6 protein-coding genes, 2 tRNA genes and 3 rRNA genes are annotated in these 12879 nt (G+C 58.5%); 3 read left to right on the plus strand and 8 right to left on the minus strand.

Annotation, left to right across the window (positions count from 1 at the left end):
- Positions 1-234: 234 nt before the first annotated feature.
- From rrf to tyrS, 6 genes are all read right to left on the minus strand, one after another.
- A 5S ribosomal RNA gene (gene rrf, locus ACDK93_RS00005) occupies positions 235-348 on the minus strand.
- Positions 349-543: 195 nt separating this feature from the next.
- Positions 544-3425 (minus strand): 23S ribosomal RNA (locus ACDK93_RS00010).
- 209 nt (positions 3426-3634) lie between these two features.
- Positions 3635-3710, minus strand: a tRNA-Ala gene (locus ACDK93_RS00015).
- Between the two features lie 17 nt (positions 3711-3727).
- A tRNA-Ile gene (locus ACDK93_RS00020) sits at positions 3728-3804 on the minus strand.
- 211 nt (positions 3805-4015) lie between these two features.
- A 16S ribosomal RNA gene (locus tag ACDK93_RS00025) occupies positions 4016-5560 on the minus strand.
- Together the 16S, 23S and 5S rRNA genes with 2 tRNA genes alongside form the textbook arrangement of a ribosomal RNA operon.
- A gap of 401 nt (positions 5561-5961) precedes the next feature.
- Complete coding sequence (gene tyrS / locus ACDK93_RS00030; RefSeq protein ID WP_458070552.1) at positions 5962-7173, minus strand: tyrosine--tRNA ligase; 1212 nt, start codon at positions 7171-7173, stop codon at positions 5962-5964.
- 185 nt (positions 7174-7358) lie between these two features.
- Here tyrS and ACDK93_RS00035 point away from each other — a divergent pair, with 185 nt between their 5' ends.
- Positions 7359-8801, plus strand: coding sequence for an OapA family protein (locus tag ACDK93_RS00035; protein WP_458070553.1), 1443 nt, complete (start codon positions 7359-7361; stop codon positions 8799-8801).
- Positions 8802-8814: 13 nt separating this feature from the next.
- Complete coding sequence (locus ACDK93_RS00040) at positions 8815-9948, plus strand: anhydro-N-acetylmuramic acid kinase (RefSeq protein WP_458070554.1); 1134 nt, start codon at positions 8815-8817, stop codon at positions 9946-9948.
- On the opposite strand, the gene ACDK93_RS00045 is transcribed toward ACDK93_RS00040, so the two are convergent.
- Both ACDK93_RS00045 and ACDK93_RS00050 read right to left on the minus strand, forming a co-directional pair.
- Entirely contained in the window at positions 9915-11243 is a 1329-nt protein-coding gene (locus ACDK93_RS00045; RefSeq protein WP_458070555.1) for an AmpG family muropeptide MFS transporter, read from the minus strand. The two genes, ACDK93_RS00040 and ACDK93_RS00045, sit on opposite strands and share 34 nt — an antisense overlap.
- On the minus strand, positions 11233-12003 hold the full coding sequence (locus ACDK93_RS00050) for an exodeoxyribonuclease III (RefSeq protein WP_458072302.1): 771 nt from the start codon (positions 12001-12003) through the stop codon (positions 11233-11235). The genes ACDK93_RS00045 and ACDK93_RS00050 overlap by 11 nt, the downstream gene beginning before the upstream one ends.
- A 160-nt stretch (positions 12004-12163) precedes the next feature.
- Here ACDK93_RS00050 and pyrE point away from each other — a divergent pair, with 160 nt between their 5' ends.
- Positions 12164-12811 carry an orotate phosphoribosyltransferase gene (gene pyrE, locus ACDK93_RS00055; protein ID WP_458070556.1) on the plus strand — a complete coding sequence of 216 codons (648 nt, stop codon included), beginning with the start codon at positions 12164-12166 and terminating at the stop codon, positions 12809-12811.
- Positions 12812-12879: the final 68 nt, after the last annotated feature.

Below are 12879 nucleotides of genomic sequence, written 5' to 3' on the forward strand. Positions count from 1 at the left end.
GCAGTCTTTCAGCATAAAGCCAGTGCCTGTTCCGCTCGGCCGTTCGGTTGCGGCGCGCATGCGCCGGGCCAGCGCCATAAAACAAAACCCCCACCGATTCCGGTGAGGGTTCTGAGGTATAAGGCCCCTGGCGGTGACCTGTTGCAGCCCGCGCGCTGCGCGCGCAGCCGCACGTCCACACCGCCATAAAACAAAACCCCCACCGATTCCGGTGAGGGTTCTGAGGTATAAGGCCCCTGGCGGTGACCTACTCTTGCATGGCAAAGCCACACTACCATCGGCGCATGCGCGTTTCACTTCTGAGTTCGGGATGGGATCAGGTGGTACCACGCCGCTATGGCCGCCAGGGAAGGGGTTGAAGCAGCGCATGACGCGCCGGCTTCAATCTGGTTCGAGCCCTTTTGAAGAGTCCGCCAAGGATGGCGGGCTTTGCTCTTCGCGAAAAGGACTCGCGTCAAATAGAGGTGTAAACGAGTGACAAGCGTCGAGGTGAAATCGGACGAGACAAGCTTCAAGGAACAAACTGAAGCGTCTTGGGGTTATATGGCCAAGCCTCACGGCTCATTAGTATCAGTTAGCTCCATGCATTGCTGCACTTCCACACCTGACCTATCAACCACCTAGTCTTGATGGTGCCTTAAGGAGAGTCAAGCTCTCGGGAGATCTCATCTTGGGGCGTGCTTCCCGCTTAGATGCTTTCAGCGGTTATCACTTCCGTTCATAGCTACCGGGCAATGCCATTGGCATGACAACCCGAACACCAGCGGAACGTCCACTCCGGTCCTCTCGTACTAGGAGCAGCCCCCCTCAAATCTCCAACGCCCACGACAGATAGGGACCGAACTGTCTCACGACGTTCTGAACCCAGCTCGCGTACCACTTTAAATGGCGAACAGCCATACCCTTGGGACCGGCTACAGCCCCAGGATGTGATGAGCCGACATCGAGGTGCCAAACACCGCCGTCGATATGAACTCTTGGGCGGTATCAGCCTGTTATCCCCGGAGTACCTTTTATCCGTTGAGCGATGGCCCTTCCATACAGAACCACCGGATCACTATGACCTACTTTCGTACCTGCTTGATCCGTCGATCTCGCAGTCAAGCACGCTTATGCCATTGCACACAGTGCGCGATGTCCGACCGCGCTGAGCGTACCTTCGTGCTCCTCCGTTACTCTTTGGGAGGAGACCGCCCCAGTCAAACTACCCACCATACACGGTCCCTGACCCGGATTACGGGCCTAGGTTAGAACGTCAAGCACTTCAGGGTGGTATTTCAAGGTTGGCTCCACGCAAACTGGCGTCTGCGCTTCAAAGCCTCCCACCTATCCTACACAGAAGAACTCAACGTTCAGTGTAAAGCTATAGTAAAGGTTCACGGGGTCTTTCCGTCTTGCCGCGGGAACGCTGCATCTTCACAGCGAATTCAATTTCACTGAGTCTCGGGTGGAGACAGCGCCGCTGTCGTTACGCCATTCGTGCAGGTCGGAACTTACCCGACAAGGAATTTCGCTACCTTAGGACCGTTATAGTTACGGCCGCCGTTTACTGGGGCTTCGATCAAGAGCTTCGCCTTGCGGCTGACCCCATCAATTAACCTTCCAGCACCGGGCAGGCGTCACACCCTATACGTCCACTTTCGTGTTTGCAGAGTGCTGTGTTTTTGATAAACAGTCGCAGCGGCCAGGTTACTGCGACCCTTCAACGCTCAGTCACGCATGTGACCACGCTAAAGGGCGCACCTTCTCCCGAAGTTACGGTGCCATTTTGCCTAGTTCCTTCACCCGAGTTCTCTCAAGCGCCTTGGGATTCTCACCCTGCCTACCAGTGTCGGTTTGCGGTACGGTTCTTCTCTAGCTGAAGCTTAGTGGCTTTTCCTGGAAGCGTGGTGTCAGTCACTTCGCCCAATAGGGCTCGTCTCGGTGCTCGGCATAAAGGGTCCCGGATTTGCCTAAGACCCATGCCTACCGCCTTTCCCCGGGACAACCAACGCCCGGTAGACCTAACCTTCTCCGTCCCCACATCGCACTAGAGAAAAGTGCAGGAATATTAACCTGCTTCCCATCGACTACGCATTTCTGCCTCGCCTTAGGGGCCGACTCACCCTGCGCCGATGAACGTTGCGCGAGGAAACCTTGGGCTTTCGGCGTGGGGGCTTTTCACCCCCATTATCGTTACTCATGTCAGCATTCGCACTTCTGATACCTCCAGCAGACTTTACAATCCACCTTCACAGGCTTACAGAACGCTCCTCTACCGCGTACACATAAATGTGCACACCCCGAGCTTCGGTGCATGGCTTAGCCCCGTTAAATCTTCCGCGCAGACCGACTCGACCAGTGAGCTATTACGCTTTCTTTAAAGGATGGCTGCTTCTAAGCCAACCTCCTGGCTGTCTATGCCTTTCCACATCGTTTTCCACTTAGCCATGACTTTGGGACCTTAGCTGCGGGTCTGGGTTGTTTCCCTTTTCACGACGGACGTTAGCACCCGCCGTGTGTCTCCCGTGTAGTACGTGTTGGTATTCGGAGTTTGCCATGGTTTGGTAAGTCGCGATGACCCCCTAGCCATAACAGTGCTCTACCCCCAACAGTATTCGCACGAGGCGCTACCTAAATAGCTTTCGAGGAGAACCAGCTATCTCCGAGTTTGTTTAGCCTTTCACTCCTATCCTCAGCTCATCCCCATCTATTGCAACAGATGTGGGTTCGGTCCTCCAGTGCGTGTTACCGCACCTTCAACCTGGCCAAGGATAGATCACTCGGTTTCGGGTCTACTGCCTGAGACTATGCGCCCTATTCAGACTCGATTTCTCTTCGCCTCCCCTATACGGTTAAGCTTGCCACAGACAGTAAGTCGCTGACCCATTATACAAAAGGTACGCAGTCACCCTTGCGGGCTTCCACTGCTTGTACGTATACGGTTTCAGGGTCTATTTCACTCCCCTCTCCGGGGTTCTTTTCGCCTTTCCCTCACGGTACTAGTTCGCTATCGGTCAGTCAGTAGTATTTAGCCTTGGAGGATGGTCCCCCCATGTTCAGACAAGGTTTCACGTGCCCCGCCTTACTCAATTTCACACAAAATGTCTTTTCGTCGACTGGGCTATCACCATCTATGGCCGGCTTTTCCAAACCGTTTGACTAAAACATAATGTGCTTTTGGGCTAGTCCCCGTTCGCTCGTCGCTACTCAGGGAATCTCGGTTGATTTCTTTTCCTCCGGGTACTTAGATATTTCAGTTCCCCGGGTTCGCCCTGCATGGCTATGTATTCACCATGCAGTACTGCTTGCGCAGTGGGTTTCCCCATTCGGACATTGCCGGATCAAAGCTTGTTGCCAGCTCCCCGACACTTTTCGCAGGCTGCCACGTCCTTCATCGCCTCTGACTGCCAAGGCATCCACCGTATACGCTTAGTCGCTTGACCATATAACCCCAAGTCGCCTCGGGGCATGCACCCTCATCAGGTGCAGCCAAGTTACTTCGTTTCGTTGCCTTAACACTTATCTCGGTTCGGTTTCGAACCAAGACGCTTGTCACTCGTTTACAGTTTTTCAAAGAACGTCACACCGGCCTCAACGCCGGATGACTTCAAAATCTTGAGGTGTGCTTATATTTTACGAACTGGTCATTCCATGGTGGAGCCTATCGGGATCGAACCGATGACCCCCTGCTTGCAAAGCAGGTGCTCTCCCAGCTGAGCTAAGGCCCCAAGGAATCCTTGGAATATGGTGGGTCTGGGTGGACTCGAACCACCGGCCTCACCCTTATCAGGGGTGCGCTCTAACCACCTGAGCTACAGACCCGGTGAGACTGAACCCAGAACCCAGACCAAGTAACCTGCATCAGGTTACCCAAGACCACGTTCGAAGCGGCTGTTGATGAAGAGTCCGGCCATGGATGGACGGTCTTGATCTTCGCTCTTCGCGAAACGGATTTCGCGTGAAACGACTACGTAAAATACAGGTGCCTTGTGTGGACGTCTTGCGCGAGAGAGCTCGCGACCGTCATTTCTTGAAAGGAGGTGATCCAGCCGCACCTTCCGATACGGCTACCTTGTTACGACTTCACCCCAGTCATGAACCACTCCGTGGTCGTCGTCCCCCTTGCGGTTAGACTAACGGCTTCTGGAGCAACTCACTCCCATGGTGTGACGGGCGGTGTGTACAAGGCCCGGGAACGTATTCACCGCGGCATAGCTGATCCGCGATTACTAGCGATTCCGACTTCACGAAGTCGAGTTGCAGACTTCGATCCGGACTGGGATCGGCTTTCTGGGATTGGCTCCACCTCGCGGTATCGCAACCCTCTGTACCGACCATTGTAGTACGTGTGTAGCCCTGGCCGTAAGGGCCATGATGACTTGACGTCATCCCCACCTTCCTCCGGTTTGTCACCGGCAGTCTCCTTAGAGTTCCCACCATTACGTGCTGGCAACTAAGGACAAGGGTTGCGCTCGTTGCGGGACTTAACCCAACATCTCACGACACGAGCTGACGACAGCCATGCAGCACCTGTGTTCTGATTCCCGAAGGCACTCCCGCATCTCTGCAGGATTCCAGACATGTCAAGGCCAGGTAAGGTTCTTCGCGTTGCATCGAATTAAACCACATACTCCACCGCTTGTGCGGGCCCCCGTCAATTCCTTTGAGTTTCAGTCTTGCGACCGTACTCCCCAGGCGGCGAACTTAACGCGTTAGCTTCGACACTGATCTCCGAGTTGAGACCAACATCCAGTTCGCATCGTTTAGGGCGTGGACTACCAGGGTATCTAATCCTGTTTGCTCCCCACGCTTTCGTGCTTCAGCGTCAGTGTTGTCCCAGATGGCCGCCTTCGCCACTGATGTTCCTTCCGATCTCTACGCATTTCACCGCTACACCGGAAATTCCACCATCCTCTGACACACTCTAGCCAGCCAGTATCCATCGCCATTCCCAGGTTGAGCCCGGGGATTTCACGACAGACTTAACTAACCGCCTACGCACCCTTTACGCCCAGTAATTCCGATTAACGCTTGCACCCTTCGTATTACCGCGGCTGCTGGCACGAAGTTAGCCGGTGCTTATTCCTCAGGTACCGTCAGCCCCATAGGGTATTAACCCGTGGTATTTCGTTCCTGATAAAAGTGCTTTACAACCCGAAGGCCTTCTTCACACACGCGGCATTGCTGGATCAGGCTTGCGCCCATTGTCCAATATTCCCCACTGCTGCCTCCCGTAGGAGTCTGGACCGTGTCTCAGTTCCAGTGTGGCTGATCATCCTCTCAGACCAGCTATCGATCGTCGCCTTGGTGAGCCATTACCTCACCAACTAGCTAATCGAACATCGGTTCGTCTCACCGCGCAAGGCCCGAAGGTCCCCTGCTTTCTCCCGTAGGACGTATGCGGTATTAGCGTAAGTTTCCCTACGTTATCCCCCACGTTGAGGTAGATCCCGATGCATTACTCACCCGTCCGCCACTCGCCACCCACAGAGCAAGCTCTGCTGTGCTGCCGTTCGACTTGCATGTGTTAGGCATGCCGCCAGCGTTCAATCTGAGCCAGGATCAAACTCTTCACTTAAGTTTTCGACTGTCCGAAGACAATCTATCTTTCTGAAGCGTTAGTCCCAACAAAATCAAAACTCATTACTGACTTTTTCTTTCATTGGACGCTTGCATTTGTTGGACAGGTCGTAACCCTCCATCGCAAGACGTCCACACAATTCACCTGCGCACACTGTCAAAGATCAACCACTTGCAACCGATTCCTCGTGTTGCGTCTAAGACGTTTCGTCCTAGGTGAGCCGCCCATTCTATATCGTTTTTTGTGGCCGTCAACACCTTCATTTCACTTTTCGAAGATGCCGTGACTCGTCAAGAACTGCGTGGACGACTCTGGGCCGCGCATCATACGAGCTACAGAAAAAAGCACAAGCACTAATTTGAAAATCGGCGCCCCGCCGTCGTTCGCCGACCGATTTTTCAGGCGGCGACGAGCCTCACACGGGCGAAGTTGCGTTTGCCGACCTGAAGCACGCCTTCGAATCCCACGCTGAAGACGCGCTGCGCGTCCTCGACGACCTCCGTATCGATGCGCACAGCCCGCTCCTTCAACTTGCGGCTTGCCTCTGAATTGCTGGCGGTGATGCCCGCCGCGGTAAGCAAGGCGGCGAGCCGGATGCCTTCGGCGGGAACGGCGATGTCGTTCGACGGCAGCAACGACGTATCCCCTTCGCCGCGCACCACGGCATGCCAGCCGGCAATAGCCTGTTCGGCAACGGCCGCATCGTGGAAGCGCGTGACCAGTTCCCGCGCCAGGCGCAGCTTGGCATCGCGCGGATTAAGGGAACCGTCCGCTATCTCGCGCTTCATCTGCGCAAGCTGCTCCAGTGATACCTCAAAGCTCAATAGCTCGAACCAGCGCCACATCAGTTCGTCGCCAATCTTCATGGTCTTGGTAACCATATCGATGGCCGGCTCGTTGATGCCGATGTAATTGCCTAGCGACTTGGACATCTTGTTGACGCCGTCCAGCCCTTCCAGCAGCGGCATGGTCAGCACGATTTGCGGCGGCTGGCCGTGATGCTCCTGCAATGCACGCCCCATCAGTAGATTGAATTTCTGATCCGTGCCACCGAGCTCGACGTCGCACTTCAACGCGACCGAGTCATAGCCCTGCACCAGCGGGTAGAGGAATTCGTGGATGGCGATGGGCTGCTGCGCCGCATAGCGCTTGGCGAAGTCGTCGCGCTCGAGCATGCGCGCCACCGTGTGCTGCGCCGCCAGCTTGATCAGATCGGCCGCCGACATCTGGCCGAACCACTCGGAATTGAAACGCAGCTCGGTGCGCTCTTTGTCCAATACCTTGTAGACCTGGCTGGCATACGTCTCCGCATTGGCCAGCACGTCCTCACGGGTGAGCGGCTTGCGAGTAACGTTTTTTCCGGTGGGGTCACCGATCATGCCGGTGAAGTCGCCAATCAGGAAAATGACCTGATGACCCAGATCCTGAAACTGACGCATCTTGTTCAGCAATACGGTGTGGCCCAAGTGCAGGTCGGGCGCGGTCGGGTCGAAGCCCGCCTTGATGCGCAGTGGTCGACCGCTTTTCAGACGTTCGATGAGCTCCTCACGCTTGATGATTTCGTCGGCGCCCCGGGTAATCGTTGCCAACGCCTGCTCAAGCTCGTTCATTAGTGTGTCTCTCAGATTGCAATGTGGAGGAATAACAGACGATGGAAACTGACTTCGTTAAAACGTTAATTGTGCGTTAATCGAAAATATCGCGCAAACCCTTGATGCAAAAGGACGTTGACGCTGTTTAGACGCGGCCGCTATGGTACGACCTGTTTGTGAACGTATCTGCGGGGCGTGTAGAAATGGCGGAACAGAAGCAGGGGGCGCGCAAGGCGCGCAAACAGGCCATTTGCCGCAAAGCGCAGCAGCAGCACTCGCATTTTTACGAGCGTTTCGCCCACTGGTCCTTTCACCAGTCGGATGTCGTTGAACCGATCCACTGGCATCGCGAGCGCTGGGTGCTCGGCGGTATGGCGCTGCTGATCACGCTGCTGTCCGGCTTCATCATGCCGGCATGGGCGAGCGCGATGCGACCTGCAGTGGTGCCCGAAGCGCACACGGTTCTGAAGCTGGCTCTGCCCAAAGTTGCTGAGGTCAGCGTACCGGCACCAGCGGTGGAAGACTGGCAAGTAGTGCGTGTGCAGCCGGGGCAGACGCTTTCGGACATCTTTACTGGCCGCGGGCTGAGCATGACCGATCTGCAGAAGGTCGTGGACGCGTCCGGCGCCGCCAAAACGGCGCTGCACCATATACACCCGGGCGAGGAATTCGATTTCCTGCTGGGCAGCAACCACGTTCTCAAAGGCCTGCGCTTCGATCAGGACGACGCCAATCGCGCAACGGTCCGACTCGACGGCGACCAGCCGACCGTGAGCATCCAGCCTCGCGACATGGACATGCGCGAACAGGTAGCGCACGGCGTCATTCACAGCAGCCTGTACGCCGCGGGTGATCAGGCCGGCCTCGATGCCGCCATGGTCGGCAAGCTGGCCGACTTGTTCAAGTACGACGTCGATTTCGTGCAGGATCTGCGCGAAGGCGACAGCTTCACGGTGATTTACGATGACGTGTATCGCGATGGCGTGCGCTACGGCGAAGGCAACATCGTTGCGGCGGAATTCATCAACCAGGGCCAGCGCTATACCGCCTATCGATTCAAGAAGGCCGGCGGCGACTACGGCTGGTTCAGCGAAGACGGCCGTCCGATCCAGAAATCGTTCCTGCGCATCCCGGTGGACTTCACCCGCATCTCGTCCACGTTCAGCGCCGCGCGACTGCATCCCGTGCTTGGCCTGATGCGCGCACACAAAGGCGTGGATTACGCGGCGCCGACCGGTACGCCGATCCACGCTGCCGGCGATGGCGTGATCAAGTTCAAGGGGTGGATGAACGGCTACGGCAACTTCGTCATCATCCAGCACAGCGGCGCCATCAGCACTGCCTATGGCCACATGTCGCGCTTCGGCAGCGAACGCATCGGTCAGCACGTCACCCAGGGACAGGTCATCGGCTTTGTCGGCATGACCGGCCTGGCCACCGGCCCGCACCTGCATTACGAGTTCCGCGTCAATGGCACGCAGCGCAATCCGCAGACGGTGACCCTGCCGAAGCCGGAACCGTTGCCCGCCGCGCAATTGGCCAAATTCAAATCGCAAGTGGTGAAGCCGCAGCTGGCACGACTGACCGAGCTTGACGCGCGCATCAAGCTTGCCAAGGTCGATGCCCCTGCCAACAACGACAACTGATTGCGGCGGCGGCGTGACTGACGACGCAGCGCTTTATATCGGGCTGATTTCCGGCACCAGTGCGGACAGCATCGATGCCGCGCTGGTCAACTTTGCCGGCGGCATACCTCAGGTCAAGGCCACCTACGCGCACCCCTGGCCTGCGTCACTGAGGGAGCAAATGCTCGCCTTGATGCAGGACGAGGCCGCGCTTGACCTCGATACGTTTGGACGTCTGGACGTCGAAATCGCACGCTGCTTCGCCGTCGCCGCGCTGCAGCTCCTTGAACAAAGCGGCACGGCGGCGACATCGGTGTGCGCGATCGGCTCGCACGGCCAGACCGTGCGCCATAGGCCGACCGGCGACTATCCGTTCACCCTGCAGCTGGGCGACGCCAGCGTCATCGCCGAACGCTGCGGCATCGATGTGGTTGCCGACTTTCGCCGCGCGGACGTCGCGGCCGGCGGGCAGGGTGCGCCCCTGTTGCCCGCACTGCACGCCATGCTGCTGGCACGCGAGGGTCACAGCCGCGTGGTGCTGAATCTTGGCGGGATTGCGAACATCACCGTGTTGGGCGCGGATGGCAACGTCCTCGGTTTCGATACCGGGCCGGCGAACGGGCTGCTCGACGCGTGGTGCCTTCGTCACCGCGGCGAACCTTTTGACCGCGACGGTGCCTTTGCGGCCAGCGGCACCGTCGATACATCGCTGCTGGATGCGCTGCTGGCCGAGCCTTATTTTTCTCTACCACCCCCAAAGAGCACGGGGCGAGAGCACTTCCACCTGGGTTGGTTGGCGGCGCATCCACATCTCGCCAACCTCAGCCCTGCCGATGTGCAGGCCACTCTGCTGGAGTTGACCGCACGCAGCGTCTCCGAAGCCATCGTGGAGCAAACACCGCCCTCGGCAGACGTCCTCGTGTGCGGTGGCGGCACGCACAACCACCGGCTGATACAGCGTTTGACCGACTTGTTGGCGCCACGTGTCGTTAGCAGCACGGCAACGCACGGCATCGACCCCGATTTTCTCGAGGCCACCGCCTTTGCGTGGCTCGCGCGTCAGCGGTTGCTGGGCCTGCCAGGCAATCTACCGGCCGTTACCGGTGCGCGTGGTCCGCGCGTGCTCGGTGCGATCTATTCGGCGCCGGCCAGTGGGACGTCAGCGTGACGAAACCTCGGCCATAGATAGAAGAACAAGAGCGTGGCTGGAATGATCGACAGCACGGTGATCACGAAGTACTCGCCATAGCCTGTCGCCGTCGCAATGCCCCCGGCAAAGAAGCCCAGCACCTTACCCGGCAAATTGACCATCGAACTCAGCAACGCATACTGAGTGGCCGTATGCTCGCGATTGACCAACGACGAAAGAAACGCCACCGTCGGCGGCCCCAGCATGCCCAGCGTAAGGTTCTCGCCGGAAATCACCATGGTCAGCACAAGCAGGTTCCCCGGGTGAGCGATCAGGGCCAGGTAAAGCAGATTGCTGCAGCCACACAACACCACAGTCACTCCTAGCGAACGCCATGCGCCCCAGCGCGCTACCGCGGCGCCACCAAGAAAGACGCCAACGATGCCAATCCAGATGCCGTAGATTTTCGTGATGCTGCCGATCTCGGTTTTGGAAAATCCCATGTCGCGATAGAAAGGACTCATTACGCCGCCTATCGTGGCCTGCTCGGGAATCTTGAACAGCAGGATAAACAGCAGCGTCACGCCGGCGATGTGCCAGCCGTAGCGACGAAAAAAATCCGCAAAGGGATCGACGACGCTCTCGTGCATCGCCGCGCGCCATCCGCGCGGAGCTACCAGATGCACCGCAGGTTCGCGCGCCATGAGCGTTGCAGCGATCGGCACCGCCATGGCGATGGCCATGACTAAATACACCCAACTCCATGCGATGTGATCAGCGAGAATCAGCGCCAGCGCGCCGGCCAGGATCAACGCAATGCGATAGCCCAGCGAATACGTCGCGACCAGCGCCCCCTGGGCATCGATCGGCGCGATCTCGATGCGGTAGGCATCCACGGCGATGTCCTGCGTGGCACCAAAGAAAGCCACGGTGAAGGTTGCGGCAATGAAGGGCATTAACTGCGCAGGGGTGAGAACGGCCATTGCCAGCAGGCCGACCACCACGCCGAGCTGGGCAAACAGCAGCCAGCCGCGTCGACGGCCAAGGCGTGAAAAGCCCGGGATGCGCCAGTGGTCTAGCAGCGGAGCCCATAGAAATTTGAGCGCGTAAGTCATACCTGCGCTGGCGATCATCGTGATGTCTTTCAGCACGATGCCTTTTTCTTTCAGCCAGTAAGCCAGCGTGCCGGCGACCAACAGAAATGGCAGACCCGAGGAAAACCCGAACAGCAGCATGGTCCATGCCGCGGGCTGGGCAAAGGAATGCCAGACCGATGGTCTCGACCGCGCTGCGTCTGCAGCCGACCGGTTCTCGCCTGCCGGCTCAGTCGGCATAGTCGACGATATACGGCGCGTGATCGGAGAACCGTTGATCGCGGTAGATCGAGCAGTCCTTCAGCCGATTGCGCAGCGAAGGCGTGATCACCTGATAGTCGATGCGCCATCCCACGTTGTTGGCGCGCGCCTGACCGCGATTGGACCACCAGGTGTACTCGACCGCATCGGGCTTGATCGCACGGAAGCTGTCGACCCAGCCGCGCTGCTGGAAGAGCAGATCCAGCCAGGCGCGCTCCTGCGGCAGGCAGCCGGAGTTCTTCTGGTTCGAGCTCCAGTTCTTGATGTCGTTTTTCGTGTGGACAATGTTCCAGTCGCCGCAGATCACATAGTCGCGGCCGCTTTTCAGCCAGCCATCGAGAATCGGCGTAAACCATTCCATCGCCTTGAACTTGAACTGCTGGCGCTCATCGCCGGACGAGCCCGACGGAAAATACAGCGACACCACCGAGAGGTTGCCGAAGCGCGCCTCGATGTAGCGGCCTTCGTTGTCGAACTCGTCCCAGCCGAGCTCGGTGAGCACCTGATCGGGCTCGCGCCTGGCATAGATGGCCACCCCGCTATAGCCCTTTTTGCTGGTCGCATCGCGGTAAAAGCAGTGGTGACCATCGGGACGGAACATCGGGTCGCCGAGCTGATCCTCCTGCGCCTTGGTCTCCTGCAGGCAGACCACGTCGGCGTCCTGGGTGCGCAGCCAGTCGAATACGCCCTTGGTCGCGGCCGAACGGATGCCATTGGCATTGAGGCTGATGATGCGCATGAAATCTTCCAACAGGTGATGCGCGATCATAACAACCTCCGGCGGGCGTAACGGACGGCGCGCGGCGCTACCATCACTGTGCAGCGTTTTTAAACCATCAAACGCCGAGCGATGTGGCACGATCGGAACCATCCCAACATTTTTGCAAACGAGGCGACTTGTGCACGATTACCAGCGCGACTTTATTGAACTCACCCTCAGCCGCGACGTGCTGCGCTTCGGCGAGTTCACCCTGAAATCGGGTCGTCTGAGTCCGTACTTTTTCAATATGGGCCGGATCGACTCCGGCGCGGCGCTGGCGCAGCTCGGTCGCGCGTACGCCGCCGCCGTGGTGGAGTCCGGCATCGAGGTCGATATGCTGTTCGGCCCTGCCTACAAGGGCATCGCGCTGGCGGCGGCCACGGCCATCGCGCTGGCCGACCAGCATCAGCGCGACCTGCCCTGGGCCTACAACCGCAAAGAGGCGAAGGATCACGGCGAGGGCGGCACGCTGGTCGGTGCGCCGCTGAGAGGTCGGGTACTGATCGTGGACGATGTGATGACCGCAGGTACGGCCGTGCGCGAATCGCTGGCCTTGATCGAAGCGCAGGGCGCCACCGCCGCGGGCGTGCTGATCGCGCTGGATCGGCAGGAGCGCGGGCAGGGCGAACGCTCGGCCGCGCAGGAAGTGGCGGCGGATCACGGCGTGCCCGTCATCGCCATCACCAGCCTCGACGACGTGCTGGCCTACGCCGGCGAGCGACCGCAGCTGGCCGGCGAACACCAGCGCCTGCTGGCCTACCGCGAGCGTTACGGCGTTCAGCGCTGAACGTCATCCGGCTGCTGACGATTTGCGGGTGTCGAGAACTCAGAGGCACGGTGTCGACCGCTATAATT

This window comes from Rhodanobacter sp. BL-MT-08, from assembly GCF_054161255.1.